The organism is Herbaspirillum huttiense (genome assembly GCF_004367745.1).
Lineage (GTDB): Bacteria > Pseudomonadota > Gammaproteobacteria > Burkholderiales > Burkholderiaceae_D > Herbaspirillum > Herbaspirillum huttiense.
The window spans coordinates 841,097-858,356 of sequence record NZ_CP037993.1 but is presented as its reverse complement, the minus strand read 5'-3'; the positions used below and the strand labels follow the sequence as shown (position 1 = coordinate 858,356).

The following is a 17,260-nucleotide window of genomic DNA, read 5'->3' as shown; positions in this document are numbered from 1 at the left end:
ACAACATGAACCAGACACTCCTCGTAGAACTCGTCACCGAAGAACTCCCGCCGAAGGCGCTGGCCAAGCTGGGCGATGCCTTCGCCAATGGCATCTTCAATGGCCTGCAAAGCCGCGGCTATCTCGACGCCGGCGCTGCCGCCACCGCCTATGCGACGCCGCGCCGCCTGGCCGTCGCCATCACGCAAGTGCGCGCCGCCTCTCCGGACAAATCGATCCGCGAAAAAGTGCTGCCGGTCAGCGTGGCACTGGACGCCGAAGGCCGCCCGTCGGCACCGCTGGTGAAGAAGCTGGCCGCACTGGCCGCCTCCACCGGTGCCACCGTCATCACCCCGGACCAGCTGGAACGCGCCCAGGATGGCAAGGCCGAGAGCTTCTTCTACACCTATACCGCCAAGGGTTCGGCCCTGGCCGTGGGCCTGCAGGCTGCGCTCGACGAAAGCCTGTCCAAGCTGCCCATCCCCAAGGTCATGAGCTACCAGCGCCAGTTCGGCCGCGCGGCCGGCGAGACGGTGCACTTCGTGCGTCCCGCGCACTACCTGGTGGCGCTGCTGGGCAATGATGTGGTGCCGATCAATACGCTGGGCCTGGATGCCGGCCGTACCACGCTGGGCCATCGCTTCCTGTCCTCGGGTGTGCTGCAGATCGCCTCGTCCGATGCCTACGTCGAGGCACTGGCCACGCAGGGCAAGGTCATCGCCAGCTTCACCGAGCGCCGCGAAAAGATCCGCACTGCGCTGCTGGCCAAGGCCGGTGGCGATCAAGTGCTGATGCCGGACTCGCTGCTGGACGAAGTCACCGCGCTGGTGGAATGGCCGGTGGTCTACGAATGCAAGTTCGAGGATGAATTCCTGGCCGTGCCGCAGGAATGCCTGATCCTGACCATGCAGACCAACCAGAAATATTTCGCGCTGACCGACGCCGATGGCAAGCTGCGTTCGCGCTTCCTGATCGTTTCCAACCTGGAGACCGATCGCCCCGAACACATCATCGGCGGCAACGAACGCGTGGTGCGTCCGCGCCTGTCGGATGCCAAGTTCTTCTTCGAGCAGGACAAGAAAAAATCCCTGGCTGATCGCGTGCCGCAACTGGCCAACGTGGTCTACCACAACAAGCTGGGCAACCAGCTGCAGCGCACCGAGCGCGTGCAGGCACTGGCCGGCAAGATCGCCAGCCTGCTGGGCGGCGACGTCAAGCAAGCCGAGCGCGGCGCGCTGCTGGCCAAGGCCGACCTGCTGACCGACATGGTCGGCGAGTTCCCCGAACTGCAAGGCATCATGGGCACGTACTACGCGCGTCATGACGGCGAGTCCGATGAAGTGGCACTGGCCGCTTCCGAACACTACCAGCCGCGCTTTGCCGGCGACGCCCTGCCTGCCACCGCCACCGGTACCGCCGTGGCCCTGGCTGACAAGCTGGAAACCCTGGTCGGCATCTGGGGCATCGGCCTGCAGCCGACCGGCGACAAGGATCCGTTCGCCCTGCGTCGCCATGCCCTGGGCGTGCTGCGCATGCTGGTCGAAAAGCGCCTGCCGCTGTCGCTGACCGCCTTGCTGGATGCAACAGCAGGACTGTTCGCCGGCAACGCCAATTTCAAGGATCCGCGCGCCGACGTGCAGGCCTTCATCTACGACCGCCTGCGCGGCCTGCTGCGCGAGCGCGGCTTTGCACAGAACGAAGTGGAAGCCGTGGTGGCCCAACAGCCTGACGTGCTGGACAACGTGGTGGAACGCCTGCAAGCCGTGCAAGCCTTCGCCGCCTTGCCGGAAGCCGAGGCCCTGGCCGCCGCCAACAAGCGCATCACCAACATCCTGAAGAAGATCGAAGGCGTGGCCATTGACGCCCACGGTGCCGTGCAGGAAAACCTGCTGCAGGAAGCCGCCGAGCAAGGCCTGTTCGCCGCCATGCAGACCACGCGTCCGCAGGTGCAGGCAGCCTACGCAGCGGGTGACTTCGCCGGTGCGCTCAAGGCCCTGGCGCAACTGCGCCAGAACGTCGATGCCTTCTTCAACGACGTGATGGTCAATGCCGAGGACGAGCAGCTGCGCAAGAATCGCCAGGCACTGCTGGCATCGCTGCATGGCATGCTCAACCAGGTGGCCGACATTTCCAAGCTGGCGGCGTAATCCATCACGCTGCCGGCTGTCGTACACGCTACACCGATCCGCCGCGCACGGGCTTGTCCTGGCGCGGCGGTATTCATGAAGGAAAGCAGGAATGAAACTGATCATTCTCGACCGCGATGGCGTCATCAACCAGGATTCCGATGCCTTCATCAAGTCGCCCGACGAGTGGATCCCCATCAAGGGATCACTGGAAGCGATCGCGCGCCTGAACCAGGCCGGCTATCGCGTCGTGGTGGCCACCAACCAGTCCGGCGTGGCGCGCGGCTTGTTCGACATCAAGACCCTCAACGCCATCCACCAGAAGATGCACAATGCGGCCCAGCAGGCCGGTGCCGATATCGATGCGGTATTCTTCTGCCCGCACTCGGCCGATGACAATTGCGATTGCCGCAAGCCCAAGCCGGGCATGTTCCACGAGATCGCCAAGCGCTTCAACATCAGCCTGCGCGGTGGTGTGGCGACCGTGGGCGATTCGCTGCGCGACCTGCAGGCGGGCTATGTGGCCGGCTGTGCGCCCTACCTGGTGCTGACCGGCAAGGGCGAGAAGACCCAGGCCAAGGGCGGCTTGCCGCCGGGCACGCTGGTGTTCCCGGATTTATCGGCAGTGGTTGATTTCATTCTGAAGTCGCCGGTCGGGGTCTCGGTATAGTGCCGTTGCTGCGACCGCGCAGCCAACCCCATTCATTACAACAACATGCTTCGGCATGGGAGAAACGATTTTGCGCCTTGTCCTGATTCTGCGTTCGGTGATCTTCATGGTCTTGATGGCCGTGGCCACCATCATCTGGTCCTTCGCCTGCCTGCTGTCGGCCCCCTTCCCTTACGCCCAGCGCTACTGGTGGACTTCACGCTGGAACGTGTTCGTGATCTGGACCGCACGCGTGATCTGCGGCATCCGCTACGAAATGCGCGGCACAGAGAACCTGCCCGATGCGCCGGTAATCCTGCTCTCCAAGCACCAGTCGGCCTGGGAAACCATCTTCTACGTCATCAACATGCCGCGTCCGCTGGTGTTCGTGTTCAAGAAGGAACTGACCTACATTCCCTTCTTCGGCTGGGGTATCGGGCTCTTGCGCATGATCCCGATCGATCGCAAGAAAGGCCGCGACGCCTTTGCGCAAGTGCTGGAACATGGCCGCCGTCGCCTGCGCGATGGCCAGTGGATCATGATGTTCCCGGAAGGTACGCGCACCGCCGTGGGCTCGCAGGGCAAGTACAAGGCCGGTGGTTCGCGCCTGGCCGTGGAAACCAATACGCTGGTGGTGCCGGTGGCGGTGAACTCGGGCGAATGCTGGCCCAAGGGCAGCTTCGTCAAGAAGCCGGGCGTCATCACGGTCTCGATCGGCAAGCCGATTTCGCCGGAAGGCCTGAATCCCCAGGAATTGAACGAGCGCGTCGAAAATTGGATAGAATCCGAGATGCGCGTGATTTCGCCGGACGTCTACAAAAACAGCGCGCCCCGGCCGGCCGCCTCGACTGCATCGCAGTAATGCCGCGCGGCCAACTCCTTAGCCAACAGCAACACAGGACGCCGCGACTGCCTTGATACTGCTCCGCAAACCCAAACCCAATCCCGACCAGCTCTCGCTGCAACTGGATTTGTTTGGCGCGCCCGCCGCTGCGCCGACAGCGGCGCCCGTCGATCCGGGTCCGGCGCTGCCCTCGCCGACGGTGCAGCCGCCGCTCATCGTGACACCGCATCCGGTCGTCCATGCGGCTCCGCTGCCGCCGCCCCTGATTCCCGAATCACCCGCATCACCCTCACCTCCCAGCCCGCTGCTGGCCCCGCCGACCACGGCCCGTCCGGCCGATGGCAAGCGCCGCATCCAGCTGGGCGAGCACACCATCGATTTCGCACTGCTGCGTTCCAAGCGCCGCACCATCGGTTTCCTGGTCAGTGATGAAGGCCTGCGCGTGACCGCGCCCAAGTGGGTCACGCTGGCCGAGATCGACAACGCCATCCGCGAGAAGCAGCGCTGGATCCTGAGCAAGCTCAACGAGCGCCGCGAGCGTTCGGCGCGTCGCCTGCAACCGCAGATGCAATGGCGCGATGGCGCCACCCTGCCCTATCTGGGTGCCGACATCACGCTGCGCATCCGCACCGGCCAGCGCCAGGCGGTGTTTCTTGACGAAGTCACGCGCGAACTCAACATCAGCCTGCCGGCCGACGCTGGCGAGCAGCAATTGAAGGATCGCGTGCAGGGCTGGCTACAGGCGCGCGCCGAAGAACTGTTCGGCAAGCGGCTCATGATTTATGCCGAGAAGCTGGGCGTGCAATATCGCTCCTACGCACTGTCCTCGGCCACCACGCAATGGGGCTCCTGCACGTCGGATGCGCGCATCCGCCTGAACTGGCGGCTGATGCATTTCGCGCTGCCACTGATCGATTACGTCATCGCGCATGAACTGGCGCACCTGCGCGAGATGAACCACAGCCCGCGCTTCTGGGCCACGGTGCAATCGATCTTCCCCGAATTCGAATCGGCCAAGAAGGCCTTGCGCGACAGCGCAGCCGAGACCATGCCGATCTTCTGACCGCCCGGGTCCGGCCCTCCCTCTCTCGCTCAGAAGCGCACGTTCACACCCACGTCCAGCGAGCGCCCATAGCCCGGCAAGGCTTGCAGGCTGCCGCTCTTGGTCTTGGCCAATCCCGACAGGTAGACCCCGCCCAGCGCATCCGCATAGTTGCGATTGAACAGATTGCTGATGCCTGCGCTGACGCTGATGGCCTGGTTGAACTGATAGCTGCTGCGCAGGTTGAAGACGGTATAGCTGGCGGTGACCGGCTCCAGGCGATTGCTGTCCACCAGCGTCTTGCGTGCGACGTAATTCACTTCAGCGCGGTTGGTCCACGCGCCTTGCTGCTGCTCCAGCGCGGCCAGCACGTTGAAGGGCATCATGTGATACAGGTTGCCGCCATCGACACGCTTGCCGCGCGTGAGGCCGGCCTTGCCGGTGAAGGCGATGTCCCCGAGTCCGGCAGTGCGCAGCAGCGGCCACTTCCACGAGGCGTTGATGCCATACAGACGGGCATCGTGATTGGCGAATTGCAGCAGCGCACCCGAGGCAGTGCTGACGCTGTAGGGATTGAAGCGGCCGATGACGTCGGCATCGATGTAGTTCTCGACGTAGCTGAAATACGGTGTCAGCTTGAAGAACCAGCGCGGTTCGTTGCCGTCCTTGTCGGCCGGATGCCAGTCAGCGGTGGCCGAGAGGGTATGCGCCACTTCCGGCTTGAGATCGATGTTGCCGACATAGCCGTTGCCATCGCCGAACCAGTTGGTCATGGTCATGGCCATGGTGCCGCGGCCCCAGGTGTAGCGCTCGTAGAGATTGGGCGAACGGGTCTTGCGGGCATAGCCCACCTCCCAGGTCTGCCCGGCGTCGGGCGTGAAGCGCGCCAGTGCAGTGAGGTCAATGTTGTTGTCGGTCTTCGCGTGGCCGCGGGCATTGAAGGCATTGGCCGCCGTCAGGTCAGCCATGTTCATCATGTTGGTGCCATAGGATTGCACGTTGCCGGCATCGGTCTTGACCAGCTCGTCGCGCACCCCCACGATCGTGCTCCAGCGTTCATTCAACTTGCCTTCCCACTCGGCGAAGAGGGCGTAACGATCGCGCTTGCCGTCGTTGATGTTCACATAGGTCCGGGGGCCCATCATCATCGAGCCCGGTACGGCCGGCCAGTCGTCATCCAGATGGAAGCTGTGGTACTCGTTGCCCACGCGCAGTACGCTGCGGCCCTCGGGTGCGAGGTCGAACTCGGCGCGCAGCGTGTAGCCGAGATCACGGCCCTGCGTCTGCATGGGCATGGTGCCGGTGCGTTCGGCGCTGAAGAATCCCATCTCATGCTCGGTGCGCTGCCAGTACACGCGGCCCAGCAGCTTGCCCCAGTCGAAGCGGCGCTCATAGCCCAGATTGGCAAAGGTGGAGCGGTTGCCGGTCATGTCCATGTACTGGTTCGGGAAGCCCTGGTAGGGGATGTATTGCTGCCCGGCCTTGAACACCAGTTGCTGCCCGTCACCGCGTGCAGCCACTGTCACCGCGTGGTTGTTGCTCTCGAACTGGCTGCCCAGCACCTTGTCGCCACGGCCGTTGACGTAGCTCTCGCCCCGCGACTGGCTGGCCACGTAATGGACCGAGAGACTGTCGCTGGCCACCGTCCCTTCCACTGACGCCGATACTTCCGAATTGACGCTGCGTGCGGCCACCGAGAAGCCACCCTTGGTCAGCAGCTCGCCCGGTTGTGCCGCGAACTGCGGTGCCGGCGACGCCAGTTCGATGGTGCCGCCGATGCTGTCGCCACCGACGCTGACCGGCGTGATGCCGGCCATCACGCGCGTGATCCCGACCTGCGCGGGCGGCATGTAGGACATGGGTGCGTTCATCTGGTTGCCACAGGCGGCGGTGACCTCCATGCCATCGAGGCGTATCTTGAGACGGTCGGCAGCGAAGCCATTGAGGACCGGCAGTGCCGAAACGCCGCCTGCTGCCGCGCTGGCGTAACCGGGTTGATCGGCCAGCAGCGCAGCGCTGTCGGCGTTGAGCGGGGCCGTTGCGGCAGGCTTGTCACCGCGCACGGTGACGGTCGGCAAGGGCGCATCGGCCGGATCAGAAGTGGTCTGGGCCAGGGCATGGCCGCAAGCGCTGAACGCCAGCGCGATGGCGCAGGCACAAGGAGTGAGTTGCATGGAAATCCCCAGGGGTTGTCGTTATCGGTCTGCCTGTCTGTGAAGGCAAGTACAGCGGGCGATTATGGCCAAGCAAAACGACGAGGGAGTGCGACATATTGTCGCGCGCGGCACGACAGAATGACGAAGGCGGCGCGCAGCTGCCCGGGGAGCGGGTGTCGGCGGCTGCGTCAAATTGACGCAGCCTTTCGACGATGTGTAGCGTCAGTGCTTGAGATAACGTTCGGCCAGCGTTTCATACAGCGGTGGTGCGAATACCTTGGAGACCGCCGAGGCAATCAGCGCGGTGGCCATCAGCGAGATCACCAGCGCATGCCCGTCGACCATTTCCATCACGATCACGAAGGCGGTGATCGGCGATTGCGTGACGGCCGCGAGGTAGCCCACCATGGCCAGCGCCACCAGCATCGGCAGCGAGGTGCCGCCGAAGAGCAGGTGCAGCAGGTTGCCGAAGCCGGCACCGATGGACAGCGAAGGCGCGAAGATGCCGCCCGGCAGGCCCGGCAGGTAGGAGCCGATCATGGAGGCGAACTTGAGGAAGGGATAGAACACCGACAGCCCCTGCCCGTCATTGAGCAGACCATGCGCCTGTTCGTAGCCGCTGCCGAAGGTGGCCCCGCCGGCGGCCACACCGATGACCGCGACGATGAAACCGCACAGCGCCGCGAACGCCACCGGACGTTCGGCGCGCAGCGTCACGACGGGGGCAGGAATCCAGCGGGTGGGATTGAGGATGAGCCAGCAGAAGAGTCCGCCGGCCACGCCCATCAGTACCGCGGTCACGATCACGGCAAGGATCAGGCGGCCGCTGGTTTCGCCAGGGAAGGCGATGGAGCCGAAATAGGTGTAGTTGCCATTGATCGACAGCGCCACCAGGCCGGCGAAGATGATGGTGGTGATGACCACGCCGCTGGCGCGCTGTTCGAAGCTGCGCGAGAGTTCCTCGATGGCGAAGACGATGCCGGCCAGCGGCGTATTGAAGGCCGCCGCCAGGCCGGCGGCGGCACCGGCCAGGATCAGGCGGCGTTCCATGTGCTCGTATCCGGTCGGATACAGGCGGCGCAGGTTGTACATGATGGCCGCACCGATTTGCACCGTCGGTCCTTCGCGGCCAATGGTCATGCCGCCGGCGATGGCCACCACCGACAGCGCGATCTTGCCGGCCAGCACGCGGATGGACAGCAGCACGCTGCCGCGTTCAGCGGTATCCCCATGCAGGGTGGCAATGGCCTGCGGGATGCCGCTGCCTTCCGAGCCGGGGAAGTAGCGGCGCGTGAGCCACACGCAGGCGGCACAGACAGCGGGCGTGAGCAGCAGCGGCAGCCAGGGCGACCGGTGTTCGATACTGCGGAAGACACCGAAGCCGAGTTCGATGGCCTGTGCATACAGCACCGCGACCAGGCCGACGATGATGGCACCGCTCCAGAGGATGCCGTATTCGACCCATAGCCGGCGCAGATGACTTTTGGAAAGTTGGTAGAGGCTCAATTGGCGTTCCTGTTGTTGTTCTGTTGATGCAGAGATGCAGAGATGCAGAGATGCAGAGATGCAAGATGCAGACATGCGTGGATGCAGCGATGCATCCTCATGGACACGGCCTGTGCTGCGAAAATCCCGCCGCATGGCCGCACCATGAAAAAAGCCCGCGTGAGCGGGCTGGCAGGCTGACAGCGACTTGCCTCAATCGGCGGCGCTGTACTGTTCCTTCTTCTGGATGAACTCGATCTTGTAGCCATCCGGATCGGTGACGAAGGCAATCACGGTCTTGCCGTGCTTCATCGGACCGGCTTCGCGGGTGACCGCGCCGCCCTTGGCCTTGACCGCCTCACAGGCGGCGTAGGCATCGTCGACCTCGATGGCAATGTGGCCGTAGCCGGTGCCCAGGTCATACGATTCGGTATCCCAGTTGTGGGTCAGTTCGAGCACGGTGTGATCGCGTTCTTCGCCGTAACCGACGAAGGCCAGCGTGAACTTGCCGTCGGGGTAGTCATTCCTGCGCAGCAGTTTCATGCCCAGCACCTGGGTATAGAAATCGATGGAACGGTCCAGATTTCCCACGCGCAGCATCGTATGCAACATTCTCACTTGGCGACTCCTTTTCATGGCTAACGTGAAGCAAGCCGACATTATCCCCGATTTGCCGGACGCTCGCCGAAGGCCCTCCGCGCAGGCGCAGAACATCGCGGGCGGACTCAGTCCTGATCGGTCCCGCGCAGACGGTGGATCTGCTCTTCCAGCGCACTGATCCGGTACTGCAATCGGCGCTCCGTGCTGATGTCGACGATCAGTCCGTACCAGCGCACGATGCGGCCCTCGCTGTCGCTGTGGGGTGAGGCACGGCTGCGCATCCAGCGCCATTGGCCGTCCGGCCAGAGCACGCGGAATTCGGTGCGGAAGGGGCGCCCCGTGGGCAGGTTGGCCAGCCATTCCTGACGCACCCGCAGGCGGTCTTCCTCGGGCATGCGCGCCAGCCACTGCTGGTGGCGCTGGGCGGTGGTCAGCTCGGGCTGCCATTCGAAGGTCGGGCCAATGTAGTCGATCACGCCTTGCGCATCGGCGGCCCAGGGGATGTTGGGACTGAGGTCGATGGCCCGATGGAAATGTTCTTCACTGTCGCGCACGGTGCGCTCGGCGGATACGCGCGCCGTAATGTCCACCGCCGAGCCGGAGATGCCCAACAATTCACCCAGGTCGCTGCGCACCACCTGGAAGGCCAGCAATGAGGTACGTCCGGTACGCGAATTGAAGAATTCCGTGGCGGCAGGAGACGCGCCGTCGACCACCTCGGCCACCATCTGCAGCAGCGGGCGATGTTCGCTGCGGTTCAACAGGTCGATGACCGGGCTGCCCTCCAGCTCGGTGCCGGCATAGCCACCGAGCAGGTCGATCATCATGGCATTGGCGCTGACCACGCGCAGCAAGGGGTCGAGGAAGCACAGACCAACCGGCGCGCTGCGATAGAGCGAATCGAGCTGGTGCCAGCGCTGGAAGGGCGAGGTATCGATCCCGGCACTGTGGCGCGACCAGACGCCGCGCTCGCCGATCAGCCGTGCCGCATCGGCCAGCGGAGCAGGACGGCCGAGATGGAAGCCTTGCCCGAATTCGCAGCCCATGCGCTTGAGGAGATGGGCGTGGTGTTCAGTCTCGATGCCTTCGGCGACCACGTGCATCTTGAGACTCTGGCCCAGGCCCGCGACCGCCAGCACGATGCGGAAGCTGTCCGGGTTCTGGTCCATGGTGCGTACGAAACTGGCGTCGATCTTGATCTCGTCGAAGGGATAGGACTGCAGGCGCGTCAGGCTGGAATAGCCGGTGCCGAAATCATCCAGCGACAGGCTGGCCCCGGCCTGGCGTGCGGCCAGGATGGTCTGCAAGGTGCGCTCGTGGTCCTGCACCAGCACGGTCTCGGTGATCTCCAGCTGCAGGCGCGACATGGGCAGGCCATGCTGATGCATCACGGCAGCCAGACGGTCCAGCAGGCTGCCGTCGAGGAACTGGCAGGGCGACAGGTTGATCGCCAGGCGCAGCTCCGGGGGCCAGTGGCGCAGGCTGGCGGCCACCGTGTCGAGCAACTTGAGCAGCAGGACATCCAGTACGCCGCCACGTTCGGCGATGTCGATGAAATCGATGGGGGAGACCACACCGCGCTGCGGACAGGTCCAGCGCGCCAGCATCTCGAAACCGGCAATGCGGCCGCTGCGCAGATGCACCAGCGGCTGCAGCGCCGGCCACAGGTGGCCGGCGTCGAGGGCGGTCCGGATGTCATCGGCGGCGATGGGGGCCATCATCGTGGGAGCGTCTCCTTGCTGGTTGGCAATGCGCGCTGTTTCGTCATTCTGACGAAACGATCAGCCTCATTATGCTGACAAAATGCCAATCGGCTCGTCATTATGTAGCGTTTTACTGACGCTTTGCTTGCCCACCACCGCTTTTCTGCGCCCCACGACAAAAAACGGGCAACCCGACAAGGTTGCCCGTTTTCCTCAAGATGGCTTGCGCCTGGATGTCCTGTGCGGGGGAACGTGGTCCGCCGCCCTGCTCATCGGCCGGGATCAGCGGCCATAGTAGGAGTAGTAATCCGGACGGTCGTCGTAACGATAGGTACGTACCTCGGTCCGTTCCACGTAACGCACCGGACGCGGCGGCGGCGGGGCGTAGTAGCGCGGCTGCTCGTAGACTACCTGCTGCGGCGGCTGGTAATACACCGGCTGCGGGGCCTCATAGTAAACCTGTTGCGGCGGGGCCTGATAGACCGGTGCCGGCTGCGAGTTGGCGATCAGTGATCCGATGGCGACGGCACCGATGATACCGGCAGCAATCGCCACGCCGTTGCCGCCCCGGTCATGCGCCATCGCAGGCGTGCTGACGACGGCGGCCGAAGCCAGAAGCGTGGTGGCGATCAATACCGATGCGATTTTTTTGCTGGCCATGATTGGCTCCTGTCAAAGAAGTCCGCGATCTGTCGCGGCACGATTCCAATATAAGACAGGTTCAGCTTGAAACTACGGAATATGAAACTTCGTTACAGTTCTTACGGGTGGCGCCGCGGCTGTAATAAAGTGCAACAGCCGCATTGCACGCCCTGTACGGGCCTCAGGCCTGGCGCGCGGCCAGCAGGTTGGCCAGGGCCACGAACTGTTCCACCGGCACCGCTTCCGGACGCGCCTGCGGATCGACGCCGGCCTGGCGCAATTCGTCTTCCGTGAAGAGGCCCGCCACGCAGTTGCGGATCACCTTGCGGCGCTGGGAGAAGGCCTTGGTGACGACCTGCTCCAGCAAGGCCTGCTCGCAGGCCATGGGCTGCGCCAGCGGGATCATGCGTACGATGGCCGAATCCACCTGCGGCGGCGGATCGAAGGCGGTCGGCGGCACCACGAACAGCAGCTCCATGTGATAGCGCCACTGCAGCATCACCGACAGGCGGCCATAGGCCTTGCCGCCCGGTTCGGCGACCATGCGTTCGACCACTTCCTTCTGCAGCATGAAATGCTGGTCCTGCACCTGCGGGGCGATCTCGGCCAGGTGGAACAGCAAGGGGCTGGAGATGTTGTAGGGCAGGTTGCCGACCACGCGCAGCTTGCGGCCTTCCGGCACCGGGATGCTGGCGAAGTCGAACTTGAGGGCGTCCGCTGAATGCACGGTCAGGCGCTCGGCGCTGAACCGTTTCTTGAGGCGCTCGACCAGGTCGCGGTCCAGTTCCACCACGTGCAGGTGGCGCAACTCTTCCAGCAGCAGCGCAGTCATGGCCGCCAGGCCCGGGCCGATCTCGACCATGGCATCGTCGGCGGCGGGCGCGATGGAGCGGATGATGTCGTGCAGCACCACGTCATCGGTGAGGAAGTTCTGGCCGAAGCGTTTGCGCGGGATGTGTTTCATGGTGGTTCCAGTGGGTTCTTGCAATATCAGGCGGCGGCCCGGCGGCGCGCCATGTCGGCAGCGGCACGGATGGCTACGCACAGGCTGCCATGGTCGGCGTGGCCGAGGCCGGCTGCGGCCAGGTCCAGGGCGGTGCCATGGTCGACCGAGGTGCGGATCAGGGGCAGGCCGAGGGTGATGTTGATGCCGTGGCCGAAGCTGGCGAATTTCAGGACCGGCAGACCCTGGTCGTGATACATGGCCAGGACGCAATCGGCCTCTTCCAGGTACTTGGGCTGGAACAGCGTGTCGGCGGGATACGGTCCCCGGGCATCGATGCCGCGTGCACGGGCCGCTTCCAGCGCGGGGGTGATGACCTCGAGTTCTTCACGGCCCAGATAGCCGTTCTCGCCGGCATGCGGGTTCAGGCCCGTAACCAGGATGCGCGGATGGGCGATGCCGAACTTCTCGCGCAAGTCGGCTTGCAGAATGTCGAGCGTGCGCGCCAGGCTCTCGCCGGTGATCGCGGCCGGTACGTCCTTCAAGGCCAGGTGCGTGGTCGCCAGCGCTACGCGCAGGTGCGGCGCGTCCCCGCCGGCCAGCATCATCACGACTTGCGGCGTGTTGGTGACTTCAGCCAGGTATTCGGTGTGGCCGGTGAACGCCACGCCGGCATCGTTGATGGTGCTCTTCTGCAGCGGCGCGGTGACGATGGCGGCGAAGGCGCCGGACAGCGCGCCCTGCACTGCCAGGTCCAGTGTCTGCAGCACGGCACGGCCATTGCGTGCGTCCAGCACGCCGGCACGCACCGGTTCGGCCACCGGGCAATCGATGACGGTGAGGCAATCGACCGGAAAATTGGGCAGGCCGCTATTGCGCCAGGCCTGGATGGAGAGCGCCGCAACCCGCATCCGCGGATCGATCTCATAGGCCGTCTGCGCCAGCAAGGCGGCGTCGCCCAGCAGGATGCAGCGCGCTTCGTGGCGCAGCTCCCAGGCGGCCCGCAGGGAAATTTCCGGACCGATGCCTGCCGGTTCGCCGCAGGTCAGCGCGAGGATGGGTCGGTTCATGGCGGTGTCACTCATGGCCTGTATGGGAAAAAACGGGCTTCAAAAAGGCAAGGGCCGGCGACAAGGCCGGCCTCTCTTGCACGCATGGGGACAGCCCGCTGGCTGCCCCTGCCGGTGCGGCGATCAATCGTCGTTGCGATACTCGACGTAGGCGCGGTCACGGATCTGGCGCATCCAATCCTCGGTGGCTTCCTCGATCTTGCGCTCGCGGATGGCTTGGCGCGCGGCCTGGCGGGTGCGTTCCTTGGAGGCATCGTCGGTCTTGCGCTCGACCACCTGGATCAGGTGATAGCCGAACGGGGTTTCGATGGGCTGGCTGACTTCGCCCGGCTTCAACTGATCCATGGCGCGCTCGAACTCGGGCACGGTATCGCCCGGATAGATCCAGCCGAGGTCGCCGCCCTTGGAGGCGGACAGGTCATTGGAGTACAGCTTGGCCAGTTCCTCGAAGGTAGCCGAACCGTGGTCCAGGCGCTCCTTCAGTTCGGTCAGCTTGCGCTTGGCTTCGGCCGCGGTGACGACCTGGTTGACCTTGATCAGGATGTGGCGCACGTGGGTCTGTTGCACGGCGGGGGCGGCTGCCTGGGTGCCACCGGCGGCGCGGCGGCCGACCAGCTTGAGGATGTGGAAGCCGTTGCCGCTCTTGAGCAGGCCGCTGACCTGGCCATCCTGCAGCTTGGCCACGCCATCCAGGAACAGTTGCGGCAGGCGGTCCGCCGGACGCCAGCCAAGGTCGCCACCGGACAGGGCATCCGACGAATCGGAATAAGCGGCGGCGGTCTTGGCGAAATCGGCACCGGTCTTCAACTGGCGCAGCACGTCTTCGGCACGTTCACGGCGGGCGGCCAGCTGTTCGGGGCTGGCGTTTTCCGGCACGCGGATCAGGATCTGGGCGATGTCCAGTTCCTGACGCTGGCCGCCGGCATTGGCTTCGGCGGCGAGGTAGTTGTCGATTTCGGACTCGGTGACCACCACCTTGTTGTCCACTTCACGCTCGCGCAGGCGCTGGCTCAGGATTTCGCGGCGAATCTCTTCGCGGAAGCTGGCGTAGTTCATGCCCTCGGCTTCCAGGCGGCTGCGGAATTCCGGCATGGACAGCTTGTTCTGCTCGGCGATGCGCTGCATGGCGCGGTCCAGCATGGCATCGTCGACCACGATGCCGCTTTCCTTGGCCATTTGCGCCTGGGCACGTTCGACGATCATGCGCTCGACCAGCTGGCGCACCAGTTGCTGGCGCGGCGGCAGCTGCACGTTCTGTGCGGCCATGCGCTTCTCGACGCTGGCCAGGCGCTCGGCGACTTCCTGGCGGGTGATGACTTCATTGTTGACCACCACCAGGATGGAATCCACCGGGCGCGGCTCATTGCGCGCGCTGGCTGCCGCCGGTGCCGGGGCAGCGGGTGCCGCCGCAGGGGCGGCCGGCTTGATGGCGGCTGGCTTGACGGCGGCCTTGGGCGAGCCCTTGGCCGGTGCCGACGGCGCGCTGCCGGTGGTCTCCGGCGGGGTTACCGGGATGATGGTCGTCGCGAACTGCGCATGCGCATTGCTGATCACGCCCAGCATGCACAGCAGCGCGGTCACTGTTTTGGTTGTTGCGAGGAGTGGTGTACGCATATTACGCATGGACTAATCGTTGGTTCGAAAAAGGTTAGAAGTTGTTGCCGGGCATGGTATCCGGCAGGTTCACGTTCTGGTAACCGGGCACGCTGCTCTTGATGGCATCCAGCGGGTTGGACCCGATCTTGGACAGGCCATTGAGTTCGAGCTGAATGAAGAAGCCCGTCGATGCCTTGGTGGACGAGGTCGGAATGCGTTGCGCCACCACCCGGAAGACCCAGCAGTCGGCCTTGTACTCGAAGCCGGCCAGGCCTTCGGCCACCGTACGGTCCGGAATCGAATAGTTCACGCGGCCGACGGCGTAGATGCGCTGGGTAATCGGCCACTGGCCCGACACGTCGACCTGCTTGAGCGGATCGAGCACGCCGGTGTAGGGGTTGATGTAGGTGCGATCCAGGCGGTATTGCAGGTTCAGCACGCGCTTGGGGGCCGGCTGCCAGCGGATGCCGAAGGTGGAACGCACCATCTGGCGCAGGGTCTCGCTGTACTGCACGGTGTTGTCGGTGGAGAACTCGCGGGTGATCTGCCCCCCCAGGGCCAGCAACAGATCGGATTTGCTGCCCAGCGTGGTGGTGGTGGTGCCGCTGATGCCGACCTTGGGATCGGCAAAGTAGTAGCGTTGGCCGATGGCCGCGCGCAGGCGCTCCAGTCCGTTTTCCTCGATCAGGCGCGAGGTGACGGCCGCGGTCAGCTGGTTGGCGTCGCTGATGCGGTCGTGGCCGACGAAGCGGTTCTCGGTGAAGATCTGGGCGAAGTTGAAGTCGGCCAAGCCGGAATCGAACACCGGATACTGCGACTGGTCGCGGTAAGGGGTACGAACGTAGAACAGGCGCGGTTCCAGCGTTTGGGTCATGCTGCGGCCCAAGAGATCGGATTCGCGCTCGAAGATCAGGCCGGAATCCAGCGATACGGTCGGCACCGTACGCGTCAAATTGGTCGGTTGACCGGCCGAGACGTTGTTCAGGTTGTAGCTGGTCGCATCCAAAATCACCTTGGGCGTGATGAAATAGCCCGGGCGGATGAAGGGATATGACACCGTTTGCGTGACGTAGGCGCGGTCGCCGCCGATCAGGTCGCCGCTGGAGAAGCGGGTGAAGTCGGCGGTGGTACTGAAGTCGAATCCACCGATGTCATAGCGGTTGCCCACGAATGTAATCTGCGGTACGCGATCATAGGGCTTCGCGATGGGCGCATTGACGTCCTGCAGCAACTGATATTTTGATACCAGACCGGTCACGCTCCAGTACGTGCTGCTGTAACTGAGGCTGACATTACGCGGAAGCAAGCGCTGCGTGCTGCCCGTGATCGAATGCGAGAAGTCCGACGGATAGTCGTTGTCGGACGCCTTGTTCAGGTTCCAGGCCAGTTGCAGGCCGGGTGCCAGGGTCTGGTTGTGGATCGAGGACAGCGAATAACGGCCGGTTCCGGTGACCTGGTCCTGGATCCCTTCCACGTTGGTAGTACCACTGTAGCTATCACCCAGATAGCGCGTTTCCGCCCCCATCTGCAGCCCGCGGCGCGCGATGTACTTCGGCACCAGCGTCAGGTCATAGTTGGGTGCCAGGTTGAAGTAGTACGGCACCGAGATCTCGGCACCACCGGTACTGGTCATGCCGATGGTGGGCGGCAGCACGCCCGACTTGCGCTCCCCCGACAGCGGGAACGTCATCCAGGGCGACCCCAGAATCGGTACATCCTTGAAATACAGCAGCCCGCCATGCATGGTGCCAATATCGCGACCGCTGTCGAGGTCCATGGTGTTGGCGCGCAGATACCAGTCAGGATCAGGTGCTTCGCAGGTACTGTAGGTCCCCTGCGTCACCTTGGCCTGGTCGTCCGACAGGAAGTCGATGCGCTCGGCCTTGCCGCGCCCGCCGTTCTTGCCGATCAGGTAAGTCGGATTGGTCACGTAGCCGGCGCCGGTGCCCATGTTCATCTCGGCGTAGTCGCCGGTGTACTGGTCCTGCAGGCGCTGCATCCAGACGTGGCCGGTGGCCTCGACTTCATCCTGGATGATGCGGTATTCGGCCTTGTCAGACTTGATAGTGGTCGCTGCCTTGACCAGCTCCACGTCGCGGTCCAGGTTGACCTGGCGGTCGGGACGGCCGGTCATCTGCTCGGCGCTGACATTGACCGGGGCGTCCTGGTCCTGTGCGGGCGGCGTGGCAGGCGCAGCGGTGGGCATGCTCATCTGGGCGTGCACCGACAGCGGCAGCAGGGCCGAGGCCGAAGCCACTACCATTGCCGAAGAGAACAGACGCGCCAGCCGCCAGTTGACAGTACGTTCAGTGAAAGACTTGGAAAACCGGATCATGAAAAGAGAGGCTAGATACCGTGCAGGCGGATTTTTTGGGTTTAATCCCTTATTATATGGGAACTCAACCTCGTCAAACGATTTCCTCAG

13 protein-coding genes are annotated in these 17,260 nt (G+C 64.2%); 4 read left to right on the top strand and 9 right to left on the bottom strand.

Annotated features, from left to right (window positions below):
- Nucleotides 1-5 precede the first annotated feature (5 nt).
- The 4 genes from glyS to E2K99_RS03915 all read left to right on the top strand — a co-directional run bounded on the left by glyS (nt 6) and on the right by E2K99_RS03915 (nt 4,661).
- On the top strand, nt 6-2,126 hold the full coding sequence (gene glyS, locus E2K99_RS03930) for a glycine--tRNA ligase subunit beta (protein WP_134221404.1): 2,121 nt from the start codon (nt 6-8) through the stop codon (nt 2,124-2,126).
- Between the two features lie 91 nt (nt 2,127-2,217).
- Nucleotides 2,218-2,775 (top strand): D-glycero-beta-D-manno-heptose 1,7-bisphosphate 7-phosphatase, encoded by a 558-nt coding sequence (gene gmhB / locus E2K99_RS03925; protein ID WP_017451462.1) that lies wholly within the window; start codon nt 2,218-2,220, stop codon nt 2,773-2,775.
- Between the two features lie 55 nt (nt 2,776-2,830).
- Nucleotides 2,831-3,616, top strand: a complete 786-nt coding sequence (locus E2K99_RS03920) for a lysophospholipid acyltransferase family protein (protein WP_134221403.1) — start codon at nt 2,831-2,833, stop codon at nt 3,614-3,616.
- A gap of 52 nt (nt 3,617-3,668) precedes the next feature.
- Nucleotides 3,669-4,661 carry a M48 family metallopeptidase gene (locus E2K99_RS03915; protein WP_134221402.1) on the top strand — a complete coding sequence of 331 codons (993 nt, stop codon included), beginning with the start codon at nt 3,669-3,671 and terminating at the stop codon, nt 4,659-4,661.
- A gap of 29 nt (nt 4,662-4,690) precedes the next feature.
- Here E2K99_RS03915 and E2K99_RS03910 read toward each other — a convergent pair whose 3' ends face one another.
- From E2K99_RS03910 to E2K99_RS03870, 9 genes are all read right to left on the bottom strand, one after another.
- Nucleotides 4,691-6,814, bottom strand: coding sequence for a TonB-dependent receptor (locus E2K99_RS03910; protein ID WP_134221401.1), 2,124 nt, complete (start codon nt 6,812-6,814; stop codon nt 4,691-4,693).
- A 204-nt stretch (nt 6,815-7,018) separates the two neighbouring features.
- Nucleotides 7,019-8,302 (bottom strand): chloride channel protein, encoded by a 1,284-nt coding sequence (locus E2K99_RS03905; protein WP_134221400.1) that lies wholly within the window; start codon nt 8,300-8,302, stop codon nt 7,019-7,021.
- A 192-nt stretch (nt 8,303-8,494) separates the two neighbouring features.
- Nucleotides 8,495-8,899 (bottom strand): lactoylglutathione lyase, encoded by a 405-nt coding sequence (gloA, locus tag E2K99_RS03900; RefSeq protein WP_039790136.1) that lies wholly within the window; start codon nt 8,897-8,899, stop codon nt 8,495-8,497.
- 107 nt (nt 8,900-9,006) lie between these two features.
- Nucleotides 9,007-10,602 carry an EAL domain-containing protein gene (locus E2K99_RS03895; protein ID WP_134221399.1) on the bottom strand — a complete coding sequence of 532 codons (1,596 nt, stop codon included), beginning with the start codon at nt 10,600-10,602 and terminating at the stop codon, nt 9,007-9,009.
- Nucleotides 10,603-10,866: 264 nt separating this feature from the next.
- A complete protein-coding gene (locus E2K99_RS03890) occupies nt 10,867-11,244 on the bottom strand; it encodes a hypothetical protein (RefSeq protein ID WP_034335597.1) in 378 nt (125 codons plus the stop codon).
- A gap of 163 nt (nt 11,245-11,407) precedes the next feature.
- Nucleotides 11,408-12,190 carry a 16S rRNA (adenine(1518)-N(6)/adenine(1519)-N(6))-dimethyltransferase RsmA gene (rsmA, locus tag E2K99_RS03885; RefSeq protein WP_034335595.1) on the bottom strand — a complete coding sequence of 261 codons (783 nt, stop codon included), beginning with the start codon at nt 12,188-12,190 and terminating at the stop codon, nt 11,408-11,410.
- 26 nt (nt 12,191-12,216) lie between these two features.
- Nucleotides 12,217-13,239: a 4-hydroxythreonine-4-phosphate dehydrogenase PdxA gene (pdxA, locus tag E2K99_RS03880; protein WP_134221398.1), complete on the bottom strand. Its 1,023-nt coding sequence runs from the start codon at nt 13,237-13,239 to the stop codon at nt 12,217-12,219.
- Nucleotides 13,240-13,362: 123 nt separating this feature from the next.
- Nucleotides 13,363-14,862 (bottom strand): peptidylprolyl isomerase, encoded by a 1,500-nt coding sequence (locus E2K99_RS03875; protein WP_134221397.1) that lies wholly within the window; start codon nt 14,860-14,862, stop codon nt 13,363-13,365.
- Between the two features lie 25 nt (nt 14,863-14,887).
- Nucleotides 14,888-17,170 (bottom strand): LPS-assembly protein LptD, encoded by a 2,283-nt coding sequence (locus E2K99_RS03870; RefSeq protein WP_134221396.1) that lies wholly within the window; start codon nt 17,168-17,170, stop codon nt 14,888-14,890.
- Nucleotides 17,171-17,260: the final 90 nt, after the last annotated feature.